We start from the raw sequence: 26,746 nt of genomic DNA, 5'->3' as shown, positions 1-26,746 counted from the left end.
ACTTTATTTAATAAGAGGGTCTTTACTATTACTATTTTAATTTCATTAATTTACAATTTTCTATACCTGCGTCCCAAAATTTGCTTAAAGGAAGGTTTCTAATCTGACACACAATACTTGAATTCATTGCTCCATGCCCTACAATAAGAACATCTTTTCCTTCATTTAAATCAGGCATAACAACTTCTTTAAGGAATTCTCCTGTTCGTTTAAACAACTCATAAAATGTTTCGCCTTCCTTAACTCCTTTGTATTTTTCAGGTTCTTTAAAAAATGTACGAATAGGACTATCTGTCGCTTTCGCCGGATTTTCCATTCCTTCATATATTCCAAAGCTCATCTCTTTTAATCTGTCATCATATATAATAGGAACATTTCTTCCTTCAAGAACCAATTTGGCTGTTTCTTTTGCCCTTACTAAAGGTGAACAATAACATACATCAAAATTAATATCTTTATATTTTTCCCCGGCAATTTTTGCCATCTGTCTTCCTTCTTCATTTAATGGTATATCTGTTCTTCCCTGAAGTTTATGTAATTCATTCCATTCAGTTTTTCCATGTCGCATTATGTAAAGCATTTTTGCCTCCTAAACTATGCTCTTCCTTCCGGTAATTTCTTTATGATTGTATTATAAATCCTTATTAAAAATGTAAGTGATACTGCCAACGAAATAATTTCTGCAATTGGGAATGACCACCATACTGCATGTAATCCGCCTACTTTTGCAAGAATATATGCTGCCGGTACTAAAACAAATAACTGACGCATAATAGAAACTATCATACTAAATACCGCTTTTCCTAAAGCCTGAAATACTGTTCCCGCAACGATACAGAACCATGCAATTAAGAAATGAATTCCTATTATTCTAAGTGCCGGTATACCAATTTCTAACAGCTGTTGTGAAGAATTAAACATTCCAAGAAGTACCTGTGGTATTGCTTCAAATGCTATAAATCCAACAAACGTCAGACAAAATGCTACTGCCATACTTAATTTAATGGTATGAATCATACGTTTTCTCTGCTTTGCTCCATAATTATAAGCAATAATAGGTGTAATTCCGTTGTTCAATCCAAATACAGGCATAAAGAAGAAACTCTGTAATTTGAAGTAAACACCAAAAACAGCCGTTGCCGTCGATGAAAATTCTATTAAAATGCGGTTCATGCAATATGTCATAATTGAACCTATTGACTGCATAATAATAGATGGAACACCTACTGCATATATTGTTCCAATAATTTTTAAGTCCGGTTTAAATCCTTTAAAGCTTAATTTAACATCATGATTATATTTATGATTACATGCGGCTGCCACAATTCCTGCAACACACTGTCCAATAACTGTCGCAATCGCCGCACCTGTAACACCCATTTTTGGTGCCCCAAATAAACCGAATATTAAAATAGGGTCTAAAATAATATTAGTTACTGCACCTGTAAGCTGTGATGTCATGCTGAAAATAGTTCTTCCTGTTGATGTTAATAAACGTTCAAAGAAAAACTGTGTAAATAACCCAAATGAGAAAATCATAACTGTACTCAAATATTCAATTCCCATTTCCATTATTTCAACATCTGCATTGCCAATCTGACTTAAATAAAAAGGTTTAACAACACTAAATCCTAAAATCAAGAATAAAATATAACTTAAAATATATAATACTGCTGCATTTGCCGCCGTGTCATTTGCCTTTTTAAAATTCTTTTCTCCCAATGACTTTGATAATAAAGCGTTCATACCAACTCCGGTACCTGCTCCCACTGCAATTAACAATGTCTGTAATGGAAACGCTAACGAAACTGCTGTCAACGCATTTTCTGACAATTTGGCAACAAATATACTATCCACAATATTGTACAATGCTTGAACAAGCATTGATACCATCATAGGCAATGACATATTAAAAATCAGTTTACCTACAGGCATTGTTCCCATTTTATTTTCTTCTTTTACTTCTGTTGCTATTTCCTGACTCATTTTTCCTCCAAGCTGCTATCTCATGATTATTAAAATATTAAGTATATAACAATCTATAATAATTTTAGTTTAATAATTTTTTAGTTCCAATCGAGTACTATAACACAAACCTTTTTAATAGACAACTATTTTAATTACAGCCAGTACAAACAAGTGAACCGGATAGAAAAGGTAGAAAAACCATTTCCATTTATATTTTCCTCTTTTTCCATTATAAAAGGCAATAGGAATAACACTTAAACTTCCAAGCCATTGAATACCCAAAGAATAAAATCCCATATTAAATACCATATTTCCAATTGCTTTTCCTATATGATATTCTCTAAATGTATAGAAAAAGAATATAAGTAAAATTCCTGTATAACTGTAAGTAACCTTTAGCATATATGCAAGTCCCATAGCGCCAAATACAGCAATTAACTGGGTAATCCAATTTAATGTACCAAAACTAAATACTTTTAATAAGATTTTTGGATATCTTATTCTAAACATTGATATATTATATAAAATCCATATCATTATATAGCCTATAAGCAGTCCTACCATTACGCTCTGACCTAATAGATTTATAAAATGTCCATGTATCATATCGTAAGGTACTTCCGAAACAACAGCAAATAGCAAAAGCCTATATAAATGTTTTTTCTTATCTCTTGTGTGATAAAATCCTTCAACAAGTAAAAAGCAATATATAGGAAAACTCAATCTTCCAATACTTCTCATTACCATATATAAACTACTGCCTTGCGCTAAAAAAGCCATAGCAATATGGTCAATAAGCATAGTCACTACAGCTATAATTTTTAAGGCAAATGAGGATAGTCCATATTTATCCAAATCAATATACATCCCCATTCCTTTTTTATTTAATTCCTGAAAATTCATAGATTATGTATAAGCCAATTACATTAAATTGTAATTGGCTTTTCCTTTCTAGTATTATTTTGCAATTAAAATTGCCACACTCCTTGGTTGGGCAGTAAATATTCTGTCACCATCGTAAGCTGTATTTGAATCAGTTGTGCATAATAATTCCCATTTTTTCTTTTTTCTTGCTGATGGGATTCCAAATTTCTGTGGTTCCCAATGCATATTATAGGCTACATACACATCTGCCTCTTCGTCTCTTCCTGCCTCCATGGCGTATACTCCGCAATACATAGCAGAAAAATGTCTGTTAATATGTGCGAAATCCGGATACCACGCTTTACTTCCATGATATGACATATCCGGAAGTCCATATGATTTATAGTCCATTAATCTTAATTCTTCAGGCATGTGTAAAATCTTATGTTCTTTTCTAAACTTTATCATTGCCTTTGTATATGCAAATATTTCTTTTGCACATGCATTAGTATTCCAGTTTGTCCATGAAATTTCATTGTCAAGACAATAAGGATTGTTGTTTCCCTTCTGAGAATTGCACATCTCATCTCCTGCATAAATCATCGGTACTCCCTGACTAAGTAATACTAATGCCAAAGCATTTTTCATCTGCTTCTTTCTAAGATCCATTACCTTTTTCTTGCGGGTTTCACCTTCAAATCCACAATTCCAGCTATAATTGTATACTGCACCATCATTGTTATTTTCACCATTGTCTTCATTATATTTTCTGTCATATGAAACCATGTCAAACAATGTAAATGTGTTATGATTTGCCACATAATTTACATAGGCTACTCCCGGTGGATTTGCCTTAATCTTATATGAAATGGTATTAAGCATATCCTCATCCCCTTTAAGGAATCTTCTTGCTGTCACCATAAAATCATCGTTAAAATTAGCAAGGTTCTTTATTTCAGGTCTGTCATTATAAAAATCCGTATCTGCAGCAAAACTATATGTAAAAATCTTTGTATCTGATAACAAATTATCCGTCTGAATCATCTTCATAACCGCCGGCTCACAATTTGCATGAATTCCATCTATGTGATAACTCATAACCCAATAATGAAGGCAATCTAAAATTAGTGTTGGATTCGTTCCTTCCGGGAAGAAAAATTCCATTGAAACTTCTATTCCGTTCTTATGAAGTTCCTTTACCATATATTTAAATTCATCTACTTCACTGCCTGATTCCTTAGCATAAGCGTAAGAAGCCTTTGGAGAAAAAATATATCCATCGGTATATCCCCAATAATTTAATTTTTCATTAGGAATACTAAAGCTACCTTTCATTGACGTCGGCTGTTTTTCAACATATACTTCATTAAATTCATATGCCGGCATAAGTTCTATCATTGTAATTCCAAGTTCCTTTAAATACGGAATCTTATCTACAATTCCAAGATATGTTCCCGGATGCTTTGACTTTGCACTCTTATGCTTTGTAAACCCTCTTACATGCAAACGATATATTATTGTTTCATCAAATGGATGATGCAATGGGCCATCACCTTCCCAATCATAATCATCATCTATAATTGTTCCTCTTAAATTTTGTGGCTGTACTCCCCATTCTTTCTTTCCTGAAAGCGACTTTGCATATAAATCAGTTACAATATTTCCATCAACAATAAAATTATAGTCGTATTTTCTATAATCCAAACCTTCTACTGACATTGCATGAACATTGCCTATAACCTGAGAAGCCTCAAATGATAATTGTTCTTCTTTTCCTGTCTCTCTGTCATAAAGAATCACTTTACACTGACTTGTATTCTTTGCGGTAATTGCAAAATTAACTTTATTTCCAATTACGCTTGCCCCCATTATTAAAGGGTTTCCTCTTGTGATTTTTATATTAGTTATATCCATGCTGCCTCCTTGATTTGCTGACCATTTTTATCATAAAAATCTGTAAGTAAACTTAAGCTTTTGTTGTTTACGCAATACATTATTGCTTATTACAGACCCTAATACAAATGTAATTATATCATAGTAAAAATATAAGAGAAACCTTGAATTTAATTTTACATCCTTATAATTTTATTTTTCATTGTCACAATTGCTATTTTTCAAAATTTTATTTTCCTATTTATATGTATTTTTCACCGTTGCTTTAATACATAAAAACTGATATACTCTAATTTACGGAAAATTTTTGAGTATTATAAATTCATGAGAGGTAATATTAAATGATAAGTACAAGTAATGTTTCATTGAGATTTGGCAAGAAAGCCTTATTTGAAGACGTAAATATTAAATTTACACCGGGTAACTGTTACGGATTAATTGGTGCTAACGGTGCCGGTAAATCAACATTTTTAAAAATTCTCACAGGTGAACTTGAGCCAACAAGCGGTGAAGTTATTATAACTCCGGGTGAGCGTCTTTCATTCTTAAAGCAGGATCACTTCCAGTATGATGAATATACTGTTCTTGATACTGTTATTATGGGTAACCAGAGATTATACGAAATTATGAAAGAAAAAGATGCCATTTATGCAAAGCCTGATTTTAGTGATGAAGATGGAATCCGTGCTTCAGAATTAGAAGGTGAGTTTGCAGAAATGAACGGATGGGAAGCTGAAAGTGATGCCGCTACTCTTTTAAATGGTTTAGGTGTAGATACAGAATACCATTACAGCACAATGAAAGATTTAAACGGTAATTTAAAGGTTAAAGTATTACTTGCCCAGGCATTATTTGGTAACCCTGATATTCTTCTTCTTGACGAACCTACAAACCACTTAGACTTAGATGCTATCGGATGGTTAGAAGAATTCTTAATCAATTTTGACAACACAGTTATTGTTGTATCTCATGACAGATACTTTTTAAATAAAGTCTGCACTCAGATTGCAGACATTGATTATGCTAAGATTCAGCTTTATGCCGGAAACTATGATTTCTGGTATGAATCAAGTCAGTTAATCGTTAAGCAGATGAAAGAAGCTAACAGAAAGAAAGAAGAAAAAATCAAAGAATTGCAGGACTTCATTCAGCGATTCAGTGCTAATGCTTCTAAATCAAAACAGGCAACATCAAGAAAACGTGCTTTGGAAAAAATCGAACTTGACGACATTAAACCATCAAGCCGTAAATATCCATATATTGATTTCCGTCCTGCCCGTGAAATTGGAAATGAAGTATTAACTGTAGAACATTTATCAAAGACAATTGATGGTGTTAAAGTATTAGACGACATCTCATTTGTAGTTGGACATGAAGACAAAATCGCTTTTGTAGGTTCTAACGGACTTGCTAAAACAACATTATTCCAGATTTTAGCAGGCGAAATGGAACCTGATGAAGGTTCATATAAATGGGGAATTACGACTTCACAGTCATATTTCCCTAAGGACAACACAAAAGATTTCGATTGTGACGACATTATTGTTGACTGGTTAACACAGTATTCTGAGATTAAAGATCCTACATATGTAAGAGGATTCCTTGGAAGAATGTTATTTGCCGGCGAAGACGGTGTTAAGAAAGTTAGAGTTTTATCCGGTGGTGAAAAGGTTAGAGTTATGTTATCAAAGCTTATGATTTCAGGTGCTAATGTTTTAATTATTGACGAACCTACTGACCATTTAGACATGGAAAGTATTACAGCACTTAACAACGGATTAATCAAATTCCCTGGCGTATTATTATTCTCTTCAAGAGATCATCAGGTAGTTCAGACAACAGCTAACCGTATCATTGAAATTGTAAACGGTAAATTAATCGATAAAGTTACTACTTATGATGAATATCTTGAAAATGACGAAATGGCAAGAAAGCGTACTGTATATACAATGGACGGTCAGGATTCTGATAACTAATTTAGTATTACTACGATATATTGTTAAATATCATTTTCATTACAATTCATATTACTTTTATGATGTAATAGAATGGAGAATATTATGAGACCTGCAACTATAATGTTGCCTCCCGGAGATATGGAGGCAATAGGAATTATAGAATTTGTTCACGGTATGTGTGAACACCGTAATCGTTACAACCATGTACTTAAATATTTCAGTGATAAAGGATTTATCTGTGCAATTGCAGATATTAAAGGACACGGAGAAAATGTTCTTACTCCTGACGACTATGGATATTTTGGCGAAGATGGTTACAAGGGACTTATTCAGGATATTGACGACTATACTACATTTTTAAAAAGAGAATACCCTAATCTTCCATTAATTTTAATTGGTCACAGTATGGGTTCTCTTCTTGTAAGAGGTTACATTAAGAAACATTCAGAGAAAATTGATGCTTTAGTTGTATGTGGTTCACCATCTGAAAATTCATTTACAGAATTAGGTAAAATTCTGATTCGCGTTATGGAGGTTTTTGTTGGCAACAGATACAGAAGTCCTTTTATTTCAAGGATGTTAAACGGACCATTTGAAAAACCATTTAAAAAAGATGGAATTAAAAACGCCTGGTTATGCAGTGACCTTTATGAGGTTGACAAATATAACAAAGACGAAAGATGTGGATTTGATTTCACACTAAACGGCTACTACTCATTATTTTCTTTAATGCAGTATGTCTACAATAAAGATGGCTATAAAAATAAAAACCGTGATTTAGAAATAATGTTTATCTCCGGTGATGATGATCCTTGCAAAATTAACGATAAAAAATTTAAAGAATCCGTACTTCTTTTAAAGAAAAGAGGATTCCAGAATACTTTTTCAAATACCTATCCCGGTATGAGACATGAATTATTTAATGAACCGGGTAGAGAAGAAGTTTTTGATGATATTTTAAAATTTATAGAAATTAAACTTGGAATTGAAACTTCAAGAGAATAAATATAAAACCTCCTGTGATATTAAGATGTATCACAGGAGGTTTTATATTATTTTAATTACTTTTTTACCTCATTCAACTATTTATATATTCCTTATCCATGCATTTGCCAAATCCATCCAGCATTCACATTCCTTTACTACTCCATATCCGTCAGAACTCATTGTAAGTTCTCCTGCTGTTCCGATTCCATGCGCTCCGCCTGCAAACACATGTAATTCTGTAGGTATATTATGCTGTCTTAATGCTGTTGCAAACATTAATGAATTTTCTACTGGTACTGTCTCATCATCAAAGCAATGCCATATAAAAGTCTGTGGAGTATCATTGTTCACATATTTTTCCATGGACATTTTATAATTAAGTTCATCAAATCTGTCTCCTAAAAGGTTTTCTATTGATTCCTTATGTCCATATTTACCTGATGATATAACCGGATAACACAAAATCTGTGCATTAGGTCTGCATACTTCATTTCCATTTGCCCTGTTATTTGTAAACTGTGCTTTATTCCATGAATTTCCATAACTTGCAACCAAATGACCACCCGCTGAAAATCCACAGATAATTATCTTGTCTGCATCTATGTAATATTTATCTGAGTTTTCCCTAAAATACTTAACAGTTGCTGCTAACTGTAATAATGCTGTTGGATAAACTGCCGGTTTTACCGAATATCTTAATACTGCAGCATGATATCCCATAGCCATGAATTTTAAAGCAATTCCTTCAGCTTCTCTATCAGACGTCATCTCATAACCGCCACCCGGACATATAATAATCAATGGTCTTAATCTTCCATCGTACAATTCTTCTGAATTGCCAATCATATATGTAGTTATCTCAGCTGTTGGATGATGCTCCCCTATCTTTACACTAATCTTTTTGTGTATCATATTCTTTCCTTTCCCTTTGAAAATTCAAAGTATTTTCATCCGTCATAAAATTATATTTCTAATAATTTCCTAAAATCTGCATATTTAACGCCTCTGCATTAATACCACTTAAAGCATTAACAACTCCCGGCTGGTCTGATTTTCCTTCAAATTCAACGTAAAATCTGTATTCCCATTTCTTTCCCGGAACCGGTCTTGATTCAATTCTTGTCATATTCAAATCATTATAAATAATATGTGAAAGCATTGTATACAATGAACCACTTTCATGAGGCATTTCAAAACTTATACATATATTATTTGCTTCACGTCTTGCAATCTTTCTACGGCTTACTATTATGAACTTTGTTGTATTTATACTGCTTTGATTTACATCTTCAGCTAAAACTTCTAATCCATATAGCTTAGCTGCATTTTTGCTTGCAATACATGCCCTTGTATTATCTTTTTCCTGAGATATAATCTGTGCCGCAATTGCAGTATTAGCACAATTTACTTTATTCCATCCGTATTCATCAATAAATTTGCTACTTTGCATTAATGCCTGTGGATGAGAATAAACTTCTTTAATTGTTTCTAAAGTTGTTCCTTTTACCGCACTTAAACAGTGGCTGATTTTTACATCAAATGAATCAACTATATAATTTTCAAATTCAACCAATAAATCATACACGTCTGTTACAATTCCTGCTGTTGAATTTTCAAATGGAAGTACAGCATAATCTGCAACTCCATCTCTTACTTCTTTCATTGCCTGTTTAAAGGTAAGCACATTATGGTATGTTGCATTGTCACCAAAATAACTCATTGCTGCCTGCTGACTGTACGCTCCATCGATTCCCTGATATACCACCTTAACATTTTCCATAGGAAGTTTACTTATGATATCAAATCCTATATCATTATTTATTCCTTCTTCTGTTAAAAGCTTATACTGAAGTTTTCTACTCATTGACATTATTTGCTCAAATAATTCTTCAATGCTATGAGCATAAAATTCATCTGAAGCCATAGATTTAAGAACTGCGATTTTTTCCAATTCTCTTTTTCTGTCTAATACAGGCTTTCCTGTATAAAGTTTATACTCTGCAACTTCCTTGCAAAGTTCCATTCTCTCTTCAAATAATTCTATAATCTGTTTATCTACGCGATCAATCTCGCCTCTTGTTTCTTTAAGATCTAACATAATAGTACCTGCTTCTCTATGATTTATTTTCTCATTGCACAGCCCTGACATCCTGCACATCCCGAATTAACATTTTCTGACTGTCCTCTTAATTCATCTAAAAGCTGTTCTGCTGTCTTTTTACTTATTGGATTTATTGCATATGGCGCAATCTGTACTAATGGTTCTAACACAAATTCCCTTTTATGCATTTCTCTATGTGGAATAAACAAATTGCTGTCTGCAACTATTTCATCATCATATAAAACAATGTCCACATCTAATGTTCTTGGTCCCCAGTGAATTTCTCTTGTTCTATTAGCTGCTGCCTCGATAGCATTAACAGCCTTCAATAATTCCTGTGGAGAATATAATGTTTCAATTTCAACACATCCGTTTAAGAAATCATCCTGTTCTACCGGACCATAAGGCTTTGTCTGTATAAACTTGGAAATTGCTCCTACTTTACAGTTTTCATCATCATATAGCATATCTACAGCCTGATTAAGATATCCCTCTTTATCACCTATATTTGAGCCTATGCTAAGATATGCCTTATGCCACTCTCTGCTCACACTTACAGCCACATTTCCAAATGGTAATTTAATAGGGGCATTTGGCTTATTTATAGTAAAATCTACTTTTGTTATTTTCGGAAATTCTTTTAATAATGCCCTTGTTGTCTGCTCAGCAACTGCCTCAATTAAATCAAATCTGTTTTCAGTTAAAAACTTATTTATAAATTTACATGCTTTTGCATAATTAACCGTATCCTCTAAATCATCGCTGAGTCCCGGTGTCATTACATCTGTATACAAATTAGCATCTACATAAAATTTCTGACCATCTCTCTTTTCTTCTTCATTGCATCCATGATATGCAAATATCTCAAGTTGCTCTATTCTAATAATGTCCATAAATACTCCATTAATATATTTAAAATTAGATTAATCTTCTATAATAATAGTGACATAAATATAATGCCGGGATCAAAAACCTCAACTTTGATGTCACTTTATTTCTTATTCATTTTCATTAAATATTATCTTATCTTTGTTTGCAAATAGCCTGAGCCATCAAAAGTGCCTGATAATTATCTATTACATCATGTACTCTGAATATTCTGCAACCTCTTTCATATCCAATAACAGTTGTAGCACATGTTCCAACACTTCTTTCAGGTGCAGGAATATCTAATGTAAGACCGATAACTGATTTTCTTGAAGTTCCAAGAAGCACAGGGAATCCAAGATTTACTACCTTGTCACATTCATTAATAATCTGAAGATTATGTTCGTATGTTTTACCAAAACCTACTCCCGGATCAAGCACTATCTGGCTGTCATTTACACCGTTTTTTCTTCCTATATCAACACTTTCTTTTAAGTCATTTAATAAATCTTCAACGTAATTATCATATTCTGCTTTAGGTCTGTTATGCATTACACATGCTGCAACATCTGTTCCTGCTATTGATTTTGCTACTTCCTCATCATATTTAAAGCCCCATATATCATTAATCATATCTATTCCGGCCTTTACACCTGCTTTAGCAACATTTCCTTTATAAGTATCAAGAGATACTGCTATATCAAAATTATTTTTTATTGCTTCAATAATAGGTACAGTTCTTTCTATTTCCTCTTCGTCACTTATCTTTGTGTATCCCGGTCTTGTAGATTCTCCACCTACATCTATTATCTTTGCACCATCTCTAATCATCTCTGCTGTATGCTTTAAAGCTTTGTCTATTGAATTAAATTTACCACCATCTGAAAATGAATCCGGTGTTACATTTAAAATTCCCATAATAACAGGTTCGTTGTCTAAATCAAAATAATATTTTCCTATTTGCATTGTAAAACTCCCATAATTTCTCTTTTTAATTCTTTATCTGCATTAAATTCACCTCTTGAAGCAATTGTAATGGTTTTGCTTCCCGGCTTTTTTATTCCTCTTGCTGACATACACATATGCTCAGCTTCAACTAAAACTAATACACCCTTTGCATCCAAATATTCCATAAGAGCATCTGCTATCTGATTAGTCATCTGTTCCTGAATCTGAAGTCGTCTTGCATACACTTCGACAGTTCTTGCAAGTTTGCTTATTCCTACCACTTTTCCATTTGGAATATACGCTATATGTGCCTTACCGTAAAACGGCATTAAATGGTGTTCGCAAGTTGAATAGAATGTAATGTCTTTTTCAATAACAACATCACTATTATCACACGAAAATGTCCTTGCTAAATGTTCCCTGGGATCCTGATTCATCCCTGAAAGCAGTTCCTCATACATACGTGCCACACGGTTTGGAGTATCCACTAACCCTTCTCTTGTTACATCTTCTCCAATACCCTCTAACAATAATGTAATCGCCTGCTCAATTTTTTTCTTGTCAAACATGTCAATCTCTCCTTCCGGCTTTAACTGTTTGCGTCATTAATAATATTTTTCAAATCACCTAAGTACGATAAGGAACCAAAAGCAAGTATCATATCTATTTCATTATTTCTGTACAATTTTTCTGCTTCCTTTACTGCTTCTTCTAATGTTGGTTCAAATATCACATTCTTATTAGAATCGGCAACCGCCAAAGCTAACGCTTTACCATTAAGTGCTCTTTTATTATCTGGCGTAATTGTAAAAATCTTTTTGGCTAAACCTGCTACAATTTTTATTTCCTTACTGTAGTCCTTATCCGCCAACACTCCCATTATAAAGGCTATTCTTTTATTTGTAAAATACATTTCTATAGATTCTTTAAGCTTAACTGCCGCTCCAGGATTATGAGCACCATCAATTACAATAAGCGGAGACTCATTTATTATCTCCATTCTTCCAGACCATTTTGCATTCTTCATTCCTTCTATTATATTTTCATCCGAAATATTATATCCTTTATTTCTTAAGACTTCTAACGTTTCAATAGCTGTACAGGCATTAATTAACTGATATGCTCCCATCATTGATATTTTAATAGACAGTTTTGTATCATTTGCCGTTACATAGTCAAATGAAGTTATATACCCATCTATCTTTATGTTGTAAGGTTCATTTGCTACAACAACTTTGCTATTTTTAATTTCTGCCTTAGACTTTATAACATTTATTATGCTTTCATCCTGATTTGCCACTACTACATCACTGTTTTCTTTAATTATTCCAGATTTAACCCTGGCAATCTCTTCTATAGTTTCTCCTAAAAACTGCATATGATCCAGACTAATCGATGTTATAACACTGCATAATGCTTCCTTTTCCACATTGGTTGCGTCTGTCTCTCCACCCATACCTGTTTCTATCAAAACTATGTCACAAGGCTTGTTTGAAAAATATAAATAAGCCAACGCTGTTTCAACCTCAAACGATGTAGGGTGGTGCTTTCCATTTCTTACCATTCTTTCACAAGCCATATTTACCGTTGTTATATATTTTGCAAATTCTTCTTCAGTTATATTTTTCCCATCAAACTGAATTATTTCTCTATACTCAAATACTGCCGGAGAAGCATATCTGCCAACATGATACCCTGCCTGTAAAAGCACATTCTGTACAAATGTAAAAACTGAACCTTTTCCGTTTGTTCCCGCAACATGAACTATTTTCACTTTATCCTGAGGATTTCCAAGTTCACCAAGCAGTGTTTTTATAGTATCTAATCCTAATATGCTTCCATATTTTGTAGTTTCTTCAACAAATTTTCTTGCTTCACTATAATTCATAATCTTCTCTCTTTTATATCTAATCTTATTCTATATTTTGCATTTTTCATAATAAATGTTTCATAACAAAAATTACATTTTCTATACAATAAAAGTTGCAGCAAATATGCTGCAACTTTTATTATATCATATGATGTTGGGGTCAAAAGGTGTTCTGCCCCTATGATACACGGATTTCTTCGCACTTGTGTTCCCGAAATCCTAAATACATTCTAAGGTGTAGAAGTTGTTTCTACTGCACTTGTAGTTTCTTCAACTGAACCTGACTCTTCAGCCTGTTGTGTTGTCTGACTTTCATCAGCCTTAAGATACTCTGCTTTAAGATAGCCCTGCTTATCACCATACTGAACCTGATACCATTCTCCTTCGTTATTTAAAACTGTAACAGCTTTTCCTGAAGGTACCTGTGTTATAATCTCAGCTTCTGTGCTGGCTGACTGCCTCAAATTTAATGTATCTGTAGTGTACATTGTAAGTACCGCCTGTGTTGTTTCTTCAACAGTAGTTGGTTCCTGAGTTGTTGTCTCTACCACAGGTGTTGTAGTAGGTACTTCATTCTTTTTCTTACTTCCTCCGGAAGCAATCTTTGAGATAATTATTATCAGAACAATTAAAACAACTAAAGCTATGCCACCAATCATAAAAATCTGATTTCTCTTTCTGATTTGTTCTTCTCTGGCCTGCTCAGCTCTTTTCTTTCTTTCTAAAATTCTCTGCTGTATCTCATCATCATAAGTTCTTGGCATATTAACTCTGCCTCCTTTTTAAGATGCAATTTATTCTTCTGCATCCTCTTCTTCTGCATAAATCTGTTCAAATACTTCTGCTACCATTTCATATTCTTCATCATCAGGTATAGATTCAATTGAAGGTGTTCCTTCTTCATCTTCATAATGACGATAAAATTCTACTGAAAAATCTGGCTTATCTTCTTCATAATCATCAGATACTGCTACATAATCCTGACCTTCAATCTCAAAAATGCCAATTACTTTGTAATCTACTTCTGAGCCATCATCAAATTCTATTGTTACATACATATCCATGTCATCTTCATCATCTTCAAACTGTTTTCCCATAGTTCACCTCTATTAATTATATTTTTAATACCACTACTTTATCAAAAACCGCCTAAAATTGCAATGCTTCTCCCACAAACTGCGACATTTGCATTGTATTTCCAAGATTTTGCCGCATTCCAAAAATGTGCAGTTTTTTCTTTGTTCTTGTCATTGCAACATAAAATAATCTTCTTTCTTCTTCAACTTCATCCTGTTTTATCGCCCTTGCTGAAGGAATAAGGCCCTGATTTGCATCAACTATAAAAACCACCTCAAACTCAAGCCCCTTAGCACTATGCATTGTAATTATATTTACTCCCTCACACTCTTTTGCCGTCTCATTATCAATTGCATGTTTCATCCATGCTTCAACTGTTTCATATTTCTGAGCATCATACTGAATTATATTTATTATATCAGATAATTTTGAAAATTTTATGCCTTTTTCTTTTGAATACTGTTGCAAATATTTTTCATAATTGCATCCGTTCTTTATATACAAAACACAGGCTGCCGGATTCATTCTTCTTATCATTTTAAAATGAAACTCTAAGTTTCTTATGTTATTCATTATCTCGTCATTATGCCCATATATCTTTTTCAGATTATAAAAATTCATATTATTGTCATTCATAACCTGTCTGCTTATATACCTCACAGGCTTATTCATAATTCTTACTAAATCTTCATTTTCACAAATAGGTTTATTCAAATCTGAATAGGCACATCTTACATACGATAATATATCTTTTCCCACCGAATTATCGTATATGCTTTGTTTTTTCTTCTTTACGCTGGAATTAATCCTATAATCCGAAAACACATTTTTTATTGAAGGAATCTGGCTGTTATTTCTTACAAGTATTGCAATGTTTTTTAATTCAATTCCTGCCTTTTGATATTGATTTATTTTCTTTGCTATATATTCAAATTCTTCTTTTTGATTGTAAAATATCCTCACATCAGGTTTATTTATATCTTTAAATTTTTTATTTGCAATAATTTTTTTACTAAATCTTTCTTTATTATTTTCAATGAGACTTAACGACATCTGTAAAACTTCCTCCGGACATCTGTAATTGATGTTTAATAAAATTTCTTTGCAATCAGGAAAATCCTTCTTAAAATCAAACATCAGCCTTGGTACAGAACCCCTGAATCCATAAATTGCCTGGTCATCATCCCCTACTATAAAAACATTATTTCTTGGAGTTATTAACATTTTTATATTTTCATACTGCATTTTATTAATATCCTGAAACTCATCTATTAATACATATCTATATTTATCCCGCCATTTTTGTAATGCTTTTTCATCATTTTTAAATATTTCATTACATATAATTACCATGTCATCAAAATCTATTTTATTATTTTCCCGCAATTCGCAATTATACTCATCATAAATTCTGTCAAATTCTTCCTTTTTGCACACTAATGATTCATATTCATCTAAAGGTATTCCATTTCCCTTAACTTTACTTATTTCTCCGATTATACATCTTGTAAACTCCATCAAATCATTAGTCTGTACTTTTAATCTGGCAACTATCTCCTTGATAATATCTGCCTTATTCTGCTCTGTTAATATCGAACACTTTCTTCCATTACTATCTTGTATAATCCTATAAAATATACTGTGAAATGTTCCAAACGAAACAGGATAAGTTATTATTTCGTTTCTATTACTATCAGATTCATTCATCAGATTCGTAAATCTTTCCTGCATTTCTACTGCTGCTGCCTTCGTAAATGTAACTACAAGAATATTATCCGGACTTACTCCTTCCTCTATAAGTTTCTTTGTTCTTCTGGTAATTACCGTTGTTTTTCCACTGCCAGGACCCGCTAACACTAATGCAGGCCCATCAATATGATTTATTGCCTCTAACTGACTTTCATTAAACATATGTCACCTTTCGCGGCATCTCTCTTTTTAGATAGTATCATATTGTATATATTCTTTCAACAGTAATTTTGCCTACTTATTTTTTGCCGAACTAAAATCCATATCCAAAAAAGCTACTATCACACCATGTGGTAATGATAATAACTTTTTATTAGTTTTCGACTTTTTTATATTTTAGTATATGCTTTATTATAATAGTCTCATTTGGCCATAAAATATGGGCACACCGCCTCAAAGCGATATACCCATATTTTTATATACTATGCTTTTAACATTTCAATTCCTTTTTTAATTCTTGCTAAGGATTCTTCCTTACCAATAACTTCCATTATTTCAAAAGCTCCGGCAGGTGTCATCTGCTTTCCTGACACTGCTGTTCTAAGTGGCCATAAAGCCTGACCATTCTTGCATTCCTTCTTAGCAATATATTCAAATACTACATCATGAAGATTCTGTACTGAATAATCGTCTGTAGCTTCTAATATTGGTAATAATTCCTCTAATACTTCTAATGAGTTTTCAGAATTTGTTTTCATCTTCTTATGTGTGTACATAGCCACATCATATTCAGGTAATTCTTCAAAGAAATCAACCATTTCAGGAATTTCAGGGAACACTTCAATTCTTGTTTTTACCATATCAAGAATCTTCTTTAAATCGTAATCCTTTGTAATTACTTTCTTTATATATGGCATTGCAAGTTCATAATACTTGTCATTATCCATCGCCTTAATATATTCACCGTTCATCCATTTTAATTTAACAATGTCAAATACAGATGGTGATTTATTTACCTTATGATAATCGAATTCTTTAATCAATTCATCTAATGTAAAGATTTCCTTGTTATCTTCAGGGCTCCATCCAAGAAGTGCTATATAATTAACAATTGCCTCTGAAACAAATCCCTGCTCAAGTAAATCTTCATATGAAGAATGTCCGCTTCTCTTGCTTAACTTCTTGTGATTTTCATCTGTAATTAATGGCAAATGAACGTACTTTGGTGATTCCCATCCAAATGCATCATATATTCTCTGATACTTTGGTGATGATGAAATATATTCATTTCCTCTTACTACATGTGTAATCTCCTGAAGATGATCATCAATTACATTTGCAAAGTTATATGTTGGATATCCGTCAGACTTAATTAAAATTATGTCATCTAATTCCTTATTTTCAACTGTTATTTCACCATAAATTTCATCAACAAAAGTTGTTGTTCCTTCTGTTGGCATATTGAATCTGATAACATATGGCTTTCCTGCTGCAAGATTAGCCTCTACTTCTTCTTTTGATAATGAAAGGCAATGCTTGTCATAAACTGTAATTTCCTTATCAGCACCTTCTTCTACCTTTGTCTTTAAAGATTCAAGTCTTTCCTTGTCACAGAAACAATAATATGCATCTCCCTGCTCAATAAGCTGCTTAGCATACTTAAGATAAATTCCTGATGCCTGACGCTCACTCTGAATATAAGGACCATAACCCTTATCTTTATCAGGTCCTTCATCGTGTATAAGACCTGTAGATTCCAATGTTCTATAAATGATGTCTACAGCACCTTCAACATAACGTTCACGGTCTGTATCCTCAATTCTTAAAATAAAATCGCCACCTTCATGTTTTGCGATTAAAAATTCATACAATGCTGTTCTTAAATTTCCTACATGCATTCTGCCTGTTGGGCTTGGTGCAAATCTTGTTCTAACCTTTGACATTTTCTTTCTCCTCGATTTAAGTATCTCTTTTTACACACTATTTTTATTATAGTTTATTTTTTATAGGTTGTCTATTGATTCGTATGACAGGTTAAAGATTTTTCTATTCCTTTATTTATCATATTTTACGTCAAAAAAGATGTCATTACACTCTAAGCTAAAAGCTATCTATGTAATAACATCCTTTTTATCTTTTCTAATTCTTAATATTCTGCAATTATAAATTATTGAAATAATCTACTGCATTCTTTAATGATTCCTTAAATGAGTTATCAGATGAATTGTCAAATTCAAATAAATTCTTAATTCCCTGTGGGATTGAGAAATCAAGTTTCTTAACATATTCATCCCAATGCTCTAATTTCCATGTATCTCTGTCTGAATCTCTCTGAATCATTCTCTGACGACAAACTTCTACGTCACATTTAACCCAAACAACAACTAATTCAGCACCACGTTTTAATAACTGCTGTCTTAAGTTTTCCATATATTCAGGCTGTCTTACTTCTCTTGTAAATGGAGCATTGATAAATACTGTATCATTGTACTCTAATGCTTCATATGCAACTTCCATTATTGCATCATATTCATAATCTCTAATATTTTCTTCAAAGAAATCTGAACTTCTGTTATATTCTTGATTAGCAACTACAAATATCTGTTTTGATAATACAATTAATGTATCCTTATCAAGATATACACAATTAGGCATTGCCTTAGCTAATTTTCTTGTTACAAATGTCTTACCACATGCTGGTGGTGATGTTACCAGAATTAATTTCTTCATAATGATTACAACCTCTTTCTAACATATTATCTTTATTGTAAAATATAGAATTTTCTTTCCTAAAAAAAATCGTTACAAAAAACCCGATTTTCAAATTATTTTACCACTTCTATTCTTTATTAGTCAATAGGAATAGCATAAGATAGTCGCTCTAATTATTTACTTTATTTTTGTTTAATTTTACTAAATATTATTATGGTGAACTTTTTTGATTTTATCAAGTACTATTATGGTGAGCTTTTTCGATTTTACCAAGTACTATTATGGTGAACTTTTTTGATTCTATCAAGTACTATTATGGTGAGTTTTTTATTTTTACTAATAGCACTATGGGAATCTTTTTTATAGAATAAACACTTTTTTCAAATTGATTCTACATCAGAAACAGGAAATGGCATCTTAGATGCCTCTAAGATGCCATAAAATTGAAAGGGTTTAGATTATTATATTACCTAAAAATCTAATACTTCTTTAGTTTAATAATTAAAAACGTTTTTTGCAATATTCTTTAAAAATATTATTTTTTTTGTGAATTTTTTCTATGTTTCATCTATTTCTTTATACATAATGCACATTTTTTAGGTCGTTTTTGTAAATTTTTGAAGCTTTTTCTCCTATTTTTACTATTTAACCAATAAAAAAAGGATAAAAATGTTTTTATCCCTTTTTTATCATTATATTTAATTGCAATTGAAGAAAATCCTTTCTTATTTTTTTACTGTTATATTTAATTATAATTAAGAAATTTTTCTTCTCACTTTATTATTATATTGTTATATTTTACTTTAGCTATAGAACTTCTCTTCTTCTTTTTTGTTTCCTAATTCAACTTTGATGTTGTTTTCATCCATCTTAATCTTTGGAATTACAATAGGTGGCATACCTGCTGTTGTCAGTACTGACATTGTTAATGCTCTCATATGTGGATACATTTCATCGTATGCTTTCTTATGTACTTCTTTCTTTTCCATTTCTCCTTCAATATCAAAGCTTGCTCTTACGCTTATTTTGAAATTAAAATCATTTGGTGCATTCTTATTCATCATATCTACTACACAAGTTGCGATACAATGTTTCATATCCTGTGTATATTTAACATTGAAAGATGCTCTCTGTTCAATATCTAACTTTACCTGTCCCTGTAATTCATTTGACATGTCGATTTCATTTACCTGAATGCCTCTAAAAACTAATTCGCCCATTATTCTGTCTCCTTTGCGTCTTTTATTTTATGATATATAATGGTTAATTAACCAATACCTTCATATATCTAAATCGTTACATGACTAGCCGTTCTTACCGACGTCGCCGTTAGTTGCTATTATATCAGATTACATTTTTGATTTCCATAAAATCACACCAACTTTACACGACTTTGTATGACTATACAAAAATACTTAAATTAAATTATCACTTTATACAATAAAAGAGAGCAACTACTGCTCCCTTTTACCTCCCGTTACACTATATAATATTTAAACCCTCTCCTGATTTTCCTTGATGGAAAATCTATATCCGAACAGATAAATAATCTGCTCCCTTTCAATTTTATATTAATTATAATACTTTTTTTCACCGAATAATTAAAGTTCTCATTTTTTATTTTTAGTACACTATTTTATATGTTGAGTGTTTATTTAACTGGTTTTGCGCCATGGTGGTAGTATTTTGACTTATATATTACACTTTCATCGCTTGAAGCGTGTTTGTGCTATACACCGTCAATATAGTCACACCTTTTACTATCTTTCATTCAGTATTAATAATTTAACTATTCTAAAGATTTTGCTAAATTAATAACAAGCTATGTTATACTTTTTTAACAACACCCCTGCTCTTTTTAACTCAACGCAAAATTGAATTCATGTAATAGAGCATTGTTTGTGTAGTCAAATGTTCAATGATATATTTTAATCACGGTACCGATAATCAATTAGGAGGATGCCAGATTATTGGCTAAAAATTTTATGGAATCAATAGGAAATAATATAAAAAAAATACGTAAACAATTAGGTTTAACACAAGAAGAACTTGCTATGCATGTAGGAGTAACACCACAGGCGGTAAGCAGATGGGAAAACGGAACCGGAATGCCGGATATTTCTTTAGTTGTACCACTTGCAAAAACTCTTCGTGTTTCTACGGACTCACTTTTTGGCATTAATGAAGAAAAATATGACAGTCAAATCTATATTAATCTTAAGAGAAACATCGAAAAAATTGAAGCAGATGCAGAAAGCAACGAGGAAGCTGCATTGACAAAATGCCAGTTCATGTTAAAGAAAGTCTACGAAGATCCTGATAATTATATTTATTCAGTTTATTTCGTAGAGCAGGTTGCAAATTTAAGCCGTTTTGTTCACTATAATCATTTTGCGGAAGATAAATGGTCTGAATTTAGGGAACTTGCAATTAAATATGGTTCAAATGCAATAAGATTTACAGATGATAGAGAATGGAATGAAAGAGCTCATTTCGCACTCGCCTGGATTTATATTCATGATGGAAATTATGCATATGCCAGGGAGCATATCGAACAGCTTCCAACAATAAAATCGAATCGTCTGCAGGAAAGCATACTAGCTCAAATTACTTTATTTGAAAATGGATTTGAAGAAATGAGTAAAGTTTTAACTGTTAATCTTCAAAATTTTGTCAGAGCAATTAACAAAGAGAATTTATATGCAGTACAAAGTTTTGCTTGGGGAAATCCTAAGAAAGCTGTTGAGCATGGCAAATATTCTCTTTCATTAATGGAAACTTTTTGCCAGAAAAAAGAAATGAAATCATATTGTCGAGGCTTTATGAGAGATATTTATAAGTTTATTATTTTTGCAGAAATTCGATTAGACAATATCGATGAGGCAAAAAAATATTTAGATGAATTAAAAGAACAAATGAAAAGCATGTATGAATATCATCAGGAAATTCTTGCATCAGAGACTGAACGTGCCAAATACAATGACCGTGCAATAGGTTATATGGAATCTTATACAAAAGAATTTATGGCACAACAATTGCAGGAAATCATTGACTTTGTAATCGGTTGCAATATGGATAATAATGGTCAAAAATTTGCTAATGCATTGTAAATAAAATATATCAATCAAAGGCATAAATATACATATACAAATCTAATTTAAACTCAAAACGATTTTTAACGCGAGACGGGTTGCGGTCATCCGGTGGATGACTCTGCGAAGCAGAAGCAACGACCGAGCCGGTAGGCGAGACATCGAACCCTAAAGTGAATTGTTCAGAGCCCCCATAAATAAAGGGGTTCTGGCAATTTATCCCGATAAATAAGGTTACTTTTAATTACTTTTAAGTTACCTTGTAGTTACTGTTAGCTAAATAGATAAGGCTTTAATGACTGCTTTATCGGTGTCTGACGCTTCATTAGTGTCAAATGTATAATTTCTTAAAGTTGTTTCTTCGTCGGAGTGTACCATGATTTCACGAACTGTGTTAATATTGATACCTGAATCAATCAGAGTAGAACATACAGTTTTTCTTATCTTATGAACAGACCGATATTTAATATTTCTGTCAATAATGTTAAATTCTTCATCAGAAGCCAAATCAAAAATTTCTCGTAATATCAATGCCATACTGCCAAAGGCTTTAGAGGTTAATTGATAGTCTATAATTTTTGAATAAGCCCAATCCTTGAGGTAACGTTTTGTCATATGGCTGTTTGTCTATTTCCAAGCATTAAAAAAAGAAGAGAAAACCGGATTTTGGCTTTCCCTTCTATTTTTAACTGTTTATAATTTTATTTTTTTATCTCAACCTGCTTTGGCTTTGACCATTTGCCCTGATAAGTTTCCCCTCCTTTGACAACAATGGCTTTTGCTCTTGCATACAATTTTTTAGCCTTTATAAACTTGCTATTTGATACACTATATGTCAATTTCTTAGTTGTTTTTGTCACTATTGTCTTTTTAAACTTCTTATCTTTTGCAATCTGTACTTTGTACTTAGTTGCGCCTTTAACGCTCTTCAATGTAAGACTTATTTTCTTAGCATTTTTCTTTTTAATTGCTTTTTTAACAACTGCCTTTCCAACCTTTACAGATGATTTTTCTGTAGTCTGACTTGGTTGTTTTTTAGTTGTTGTTTGTGCATTTGTATTTGACTCCTGTGGCTTTGTAGTTTTTACTGCTGATGTTGTCTCTACTACTGCAGGTGTAGTTGTTTCTACTGCCACTGGTGTGGTTGTCTCTGCTGTTGCAACTGTAGTTGTTTCTGTCGCTGCAGTTGTAGTTTCTATTTCAGGTGTTGTCTCAACTGATGGTGTTGTCTCAACTGATGGTGTTGTCTCAACTGATGGAGTTGTCTCAACTACTGGTGTTGTTTCATTTTCTGCAGTAGTTGTTGGATTTGTAGTTGGTTCCTCGTATTTTGAATATGCAGGATCTGCAAGTTCTTCAGGTGTTTTTCCTGAGAGTCCAGGGTCTGCCTTAATTGACACAGTTTTCTTTAATCCAAATGATTCTACATTGTTACTTGTATACTGTGATCTTACTTCTACTTCATATGTACCTGTCGCAAGTCTGTTTTCATAGTAACTTGCCACTTTTCCATTGATTCCTACCTTGATACAAACACCATCTACAAAAAGATTCAATCTCTGACCTGTTAAATCTGCCACATCAGACCATGCAATAGTAAATCCATAGTCTATACCTTCTGTTAAAATTGAAAGTCCAAGTGGTAAATTTGGCTGATTTGGTTTGTCAAATGACTGTGCATTATCTATAACCTGACCTTTAACAGTAACCTTTGATGACTGACCAAATGATGTTGCCGCCAAAGCTGACTCTCTGCCTTCTGCATCCACTGCTGATAAATATGCCAGATATTCACCTGCCGATACACTTTCCAATATAACATTTGACTTGGTAATTCCGTCTACATATACACGTCTGTAAGGTGTACCTGTCTTTGCATCAAATAAATATAAATTGTATCCTACAACTGATGAATCTGCTGATGGAATACTTGCGTTTGATGATGCTGCCCATGCAACACCTAATTTATTGTCTGCCTGCGCCGGATTGTCAGCAGGAACTTCCGGATTTCCTGTAATATAACTTAATCCCGCCGGTGTTTTTGGACCTATGCAATTAACAGGATATGTGTAATTAAGAGTTGCTCCTGTTACTGTAAAACTAACTGTTTCTGATAATTCTCCTTCTCCCATGCTGTTTACATTTGCGGCCTTTGCTGTATATGAACCTGCTGAAAGTCCACCTACTACACCGCCTTTTGTAGCATTGCCAATCTTTGTAACTTGCTTTCCATCCTTGTAAATATAAATAACTGTTGATGTAACTGTTGGATCATATCCAGCTACATTTGCTGGGTCATCGGCTCCTGCCCATGCAAACATAATTGCATTTTCAATTGTATCCGAACCACTTTTGCTATTAGCAACAAGTCCTATTACATTCTTAGGTAATGCTGTTGCTGCACTTACATTGCTTGTTGGATAGTATGTAATCGAAGATACTATCATTGCAATGGCACAAATAATTGCACCAAATTTCTTTAACCCTTTCATTTCTTAACCTCTCTTTCATTTGATTAAATATTCATTGCAATTATACACTTTTAAAGAGTTATTTGTTAGTATCCTAATTTTATATATGGGATTAATTTTTTAGGAAAGTGTTTTAATTTTAAGATTTTCCATATATATGTACAAACACAAAAAACTCCTAAAAATGTAAAAAAAAGCGCGAGACGGGTTGCGGTCATCCGGTGGATGACTCTGCGAAGCAGAAGCAACGACCGAGCCGGCAGGCGAGACATCGAACCCGCGCGGGTTCGATACACGTCGCGGAACAAAATAACAAAAGAGGTATCCATTGGATACCTCTAAAAAATAAAAGCGCGAGACGGGGATCGAACCCGCGACCCCCTCCTTGGCAAGGAGGTGCTCCACCACTGAGCCACTCGCGCAAATCTTACGTGTGCGTCACACGCAAGAAATAATATACTATACTCTTTATATTTTGTAAAGTCCTTTTTTATTTTTTTCGATAGTGCCCCACTAATATCTTTTAAGATGTCATCAGTAATCATCACTCCTTAGAATTCTCTAATTTACTTCTTAAATTTATATCTTCCTTTTCCATAACCAGATACCGGTTCAATAATATCCGCCTGCACCAAATTGGAAATAAGTTTTGAAGCACCTGAACTTTTCATCTCAAGAAGTTCCATAACTGCACTTCTTCCAAAAACTTCATCAAAACCAAACCTATCAAAAAGTCTATGGATATGAACTGTCGTTTTTATCGAGAAATCGCTGCTTTTTTCGGAAAGTATATTTTCAATATTCACCTTTTCGTCTTGAATGTCCACTTTTTTATTTTCAATGTCCACTTTTGCATTTCCAATGTCCACTTTTTCTTCATTCAAAAGTCCACTTATATGAAGATTTCGATTATGAAGTTCATTTTTCTCGTTCAAAAGCAAGTTTCTGAGAAACGCTTCCAAATATTCTGTTGTTTCGTGAATACCTTTTTGCAGGTTCGTATAGTTTGCACGAACGAGTGCATTTCGAAAATACCACGCATTTTCTGCAAAAATATCATTGGTTACAGAGAAACCAAGTGTCCTCAAATATTTAATAAAGAACACCGCAGTTGTCCTCGTATTGCCTTCTCCGAAAATATGGATTTGCCATAATCCTGAAATGAATACTGCAAGATGATGGATAATCCCGTCCATTGAAAGCCCTTTATAACTAAAATCTTACTCCTGCGAAAAATCATATTCAAGTGTCGCTTTCCTGCATATCCTGATCGGCTTGTGCAATCATCTGTCTGTACTGTTCTTTTACACTTTCCGGTGCAAGTATCTGTACCTTGCCATTAAAGCCAAACACCCAACCGAAAAAGGTTTGACTGGCTGATACTTCGGTCTGTACTCTAAAAGACGTCATATCATACGCAAGGGTTGTCACATCTTCTCCGAAACGGTCAACCATTGTTTTCATCAGGCTGTTATCACACCGTAAATCCACAAGGACTTTTTCGCCTGAGAACATAAAGAATACTTCCTTTGTGTAATTCTCAAAATCAAAATCATCCGGCATAGGAATAATAACTTTATCCAATATCTCCGGCTTGGAAGCAATACGGTCTACCCTGAAATTGATAACCTTGCTTTTCTTCTCTGAATATCCGAGAACATAATAATAGTCCCCACACCAGAGAAGTTTATACGGACTGAGCTTATACACTTCGCCTTTATTCTTCAGAACCTTTTTCTTTAATCCGGTATAATCGTAATACTGGAAAGAAATCTGCTTGCCTGCGTTGATGGCGTCATTTATAGCGTCGATGATATAATATATCTGCTCATTATCGGGCTTAATGCGATTGACCACATAGTTATTACGCTTCAGCTTTGCCACCTGCCCCGGACTGGTCATCGTATGTATCTTCTCAATCAAAGTTTCGCTTTTTTTCTTGGTAATGAACTTCGATGACTCCACTGCGTCTATCAGCAATTTCAGTTCTGGCAATTCAAACTTACGACTGGCTACAAAGTATTTGCTCTGAGTAGAATGGATAGTAACAATGTCCATGCCAAACTCCTGAAGTGCAGCAATGTCTTTCGTAACAGTAGTTCTATGTGCAGATATCCCGTATTCATCATTCAATATATTGATTAACTGTGTTGTGGAAAGAGGATTTTCTTCATCGGTTCTTTCCAGTAAAATCTTTTGTAGGTATAAAATCCTTGGCTTTGTTTCCATAGCCCGACCTTTCTAAAATA

The 26,746-nt window shown here is 33.1% G+C and carries 23 protein-coding genes and 1 tRNA gene; 3 read left to right on the top strand and 21 right to left on the bottom strand.

What is annotated here, in order from left to right:
* Positions 1 to 31: 31 nt before the first annotated feature.
* The 4 genes from N5B56_RS05460 to N5B56_RS05445 form a co-directional block, all read right to left on the bottom strand.
* A complete protein-coding gene (locus N5B56_RS05460) occupies positions 32 to 580 on the bottom strand; it encodes a histidine phosphatase family protein (protein WP_260978532.1) in 549 nt (182 codons plus the stop codon).
* 14 nt (positions 581 to 594) lie between these two features.
* Positions 595 to 1,986, bottom strand: coding sequence for an MATE family efflux transporter (locus N5B56_RS05455; protein WP_117910013.1), 1,392 nt, complete (start codon positions 1,984 to 1,986; stop codon positions 595 to 597).
* Between the two features lie 114 nt (positions 1,987 to 2,100).
* Positions 2,101 to 2,835, bottom strand: coding sequence for a TraX family protein (locus N5B56_RS05450; protein ID WP_260978531.1), 735 nt, complete (start codon positions 2,833 to 2,835; stop codon positions 2,101 to 2,103).
* A 90-nt stretch (positions 2,836 to 2,925) separates the two neighbouring features.
* Positions 2,926 to 4,746: a hypothetical protein gene (locus N5B56_RS05445; RefSeq protein ID WP_117910011.1), complete on the bottom strand. Its 1,821-nt coding sequence runs from the start codon at positions 4,744 to 4,746 to the stop codon at positions 2,926 to 2,928.
* A gap of 320 nt (positions 4,747 to 5,066) precedes the next feature.
* Here N5B56_RS05445 and N5B56_RS05440 point away from each other — a divergent pair, with 320 nt between their 5' ends.
* The gene (locus N5B56_RS05440) at positions 5,067 to 6,701 is read left to right on the top strand and encodes an ABC-F family ATP-binding cassette domain-containing protein (protein ID WP_022089397.1); all 1,635 of its coding nucleotides are present in this window, start codon (positions 5,067 to 5,069) and stop codon (positions 6,699 to 6,701) included.
* 72 nt (positions 6,702 to 6,773) lie between these two features.
* Entirely contained in the window at positions 6,774 to 7,688 is a 915-nt protein-coding gene (locus tag N5B56_RS05435) for an alpha/beta fold hydrolase (RefSeq protein WP_117910010.1), read from the top strand.
* Positions 7,689 to 7,769: 81 nt separating this feature from the next.
* On the opposite strand, the gene N5B56_RS05430 is transcribed toward N5B56_RS05435, so the two are convergent.
* From N5B56_RS05430 to N5B56_RS05375, 12 genes are all read right to left on the bottom strand, one after another.
* Entirely contained in the window at positions 7,770 to 8,582 is an 813-nt protein-coding gene (locus N5B56_RS05430) for an alpha/beta hydrolase (protein ID WP_022089402.1), read from the bottom strand.
* Positions 8,583 to 8,640: 58 nt separating this feature from the next.
* A complete protein-coding gene (locus N5B56_RS05425) occupies positions 8,641 to 9,768 on the bottom strand; it encodes a bifunctional chorismate mutase/prephenate dehydratase (protein ID WP_118565277.1) in 1,128 nt (375 codons plus the stop codon).
* Between the two features lie 23 nt (positions 9,769 to 9,791).
* The gene (gene folK, locus N5B56_RS05420; RefSeq protein ID WP_260978530.1) at positions 9,792 to 10,664 is read right to left on the bottom strand and encodes a 2-amino-4-hydroxy-6-hydroxymethyldihydropteridine diphosphokinase; all 873 of its coding nucleotides are present in this window, start codon (positions 10,662 to 10,664) and stop codon (positions 9,792 to 9,794) included.
* Positions 10,665 to 10,794: 130 nt separating this feature from the next.
* A complete protein-coding gene (gene folP / locus N5B56_RS05415; protein WP_260978529.1) occupies positions 10,795 to 11,604 on the bottom strand; it encodes a dihydropteroate synthase in 810 nt (269 codons plus the stop codon).
* Complete coding sequence (gene folE, locus N5B56_RS05410) at positions 11,595 to 12,155, bottom strand: GTP cyclohydrolase I FolE (protein ID WP_260978528.1); 561 nt, start codon at positions 12,153 to 12,155, stop codon at positions 11,595 to 11,597. The genes folP and folE overlap by 10 nt, the downstream gene beginning before the upstream one ends.
* A 20-nt stretch (positions 12,156 to 12,175) precedes the next feature.
* A complete protein-coding gene (locus N5B56_RS05405; protein ID WP_260978527.1) occupies positions 12,176 to 13,474 on the bottom strand; it encodes a bifunctional folylpolyglutamate synthase/dihydrofolate synthase in 1,299 nt (432 codons plus the stop codon).
* A gap of 212 nt (positions 13,475 to 13,686) precedes the next feature.
* Entirely contained in the window at positions 13,687 to 14,220 is a 534-nt protein-coding gene (locus N5B56_RS05400) for an SH3 domain-containing protein (RefSeq protein WP_117910006.1), read from the bottom strand.
* A gap of 30 nt (positions 14,221 to 14,250) precedes the next feature.
* Positions 14,251 to 14,553, bottom strand: coding sequence for a DUF1292 domain-containing protein (locus N5B56_RS05395; protein ID WP_022089409.1), 303 nt, complete (start codon positions 14,551 to 14,553; stop codon positions 14,251 to 14,253).
* Between the two features lie 52 nt (positions 14,554 to 14,605).
* The gene (locus N5B56_RS05390; RefSeq protein WP_260978526.1) at positions 14,606 to 16,444 is read right to left on the bottom strand and encodes an ATP-dependent helicase; all 1,839 of its coding nucleotides are present in this window, start codon (positions 16,442 to 16,444) and stop codon (positions 14,606 to 14,608) included.
* A gap of 260 nt (positions 16,445 to 16,704) precedes the next feature.
* Positions 16,705 to 18,165, bottom strand: a complete 1,461-nt coding sequence (gene gltX / locus N5B56_RS05385) for a glutamate--tRNA ligase (protein ID WP_022089411.1) — start codon at positions 18,163 to 18,165, stop codon at positions 16,705 to 16,707.
* A gap of 217 nt (positions 18,166 to 18,382) precedes the next feature.
* Positions 18,383 to 18,952, bottom strand: coding sequence for a P-loop nucleotide/nucleoside kinase family protein (locus N5B56_RS05380; RefSeq protein ID WP_022089412.1), 570 nt, complete (start codon positions 18,950 to 18,952; stop codon positions 18,383 to 18,385).
* 785 nt (positions 18,953 to 19,737) lie between these two features.
* Positions 19,738 to 20,154, bottom strand: a complete 417-nt coding sequence (locus N5B56_RS05375; protein ID WP_260978525.1) for a hypothetical protein — start codon at positions 20,152 to 20,154, stop codon at positions 19,738 to 19,740.
* A gap of 750 nt (positions 20,155 to 20,904) precedes the next feature.
* On the opposite strand from N5B56_RS05375, the gene N5B56_RS05370 reads away from it, so the two are divergent.
* A complete protein-coding gene (locus N5B56_RS05370) occupies positions 20,905 to 22,044 on the top strand; it encodes a helix-turn-helix domain-containing protein (protein WP_260978524.1) in 1,140 nt (379 codons plus the stop codon).
* A gap of 258 nt (positions 22,045 to 22,302) precedes the next feature.
* Here N5B56_RS05370 and N5B56_RS05365 read toward each other — a convergent pair whose 3' ends face one another.
* The 5 genes from N5B56_RS05365 to N5B56_RS05345 form a co-directional block, all read right to left on the bottom strand.
* Positions 22,303 to 22,557 carry a tyrosine-type recombinase/integrase gene (locus N5B56_RS05365; RefSeq protein ID WP_158574495.1) on the bottom strand — a complete coding sequence of 85 codons (255 nt, stop codon included), beginning with the start codon at positions 22,555 to 22,557 and terminating at the stop codon, positions 22,303 to 22,305.
* A gap of 170 nt (positions 22,558 to 22,727) precedes the next feature.
* Entirely contained in the window at positions 22,728 to 24,518 is a 1,791-nt protein-coding gene (locus N5B56_RS05360; RefSeq protein ID WP_260978523.1) for a hypothetical protein, read from the bottom strand.
* Between the two features lie 329 nt (positions 24,519 to 24,847).
* Positions 24,848 to 24,919, bottom strand: a tRNA-Gly gene (locus N5B56_RS05355).
* 144 nt (positions 24,920 to 25,063) lie between these two features.
* On the bottom strand, positions 25,064 to 25,693 hold the full coding sequence (locus N5B56_RS05350) for a hypothetical protein (protein WP_346432190.1): 630 nt from the start codon (positions 25,691 to 25,693) through the stop codon (positions 25,064 to 25,066).
* A gap of 46 nt (positions 25,694 to 25,739) precedes the next feature.
* Positions 25,740 to 26,726: a helix-turn-helix transcriptional regulator gene (locus N5B56_RS05345; protein ID WP_260978522.1), complete on the bottom strand. Its 987-nt coding sequence runs from the start codon at positions 26,724 to 26,726 to the stop codon at positions 25,740 to 25,742.
* Positions 26,727 to 26,746 lie beyond the last annotated feature (20 nt).

It is taken from the genome of Eubacterium album (genome assembly GCF_025336545.1).
In the GTDB taxonomy this organism is placed as follows: Bacteria; Bacillota; Clostridia; order Lachnospirales; family Lachnospiraceae; genus Eubacterium_U; species Eubacterium_U album.
The sequence above is the reverse complement of the archived record's forward strand: the minus strand, read 5'-3'. Positions and strand labels throughout refer to the sequence as shown.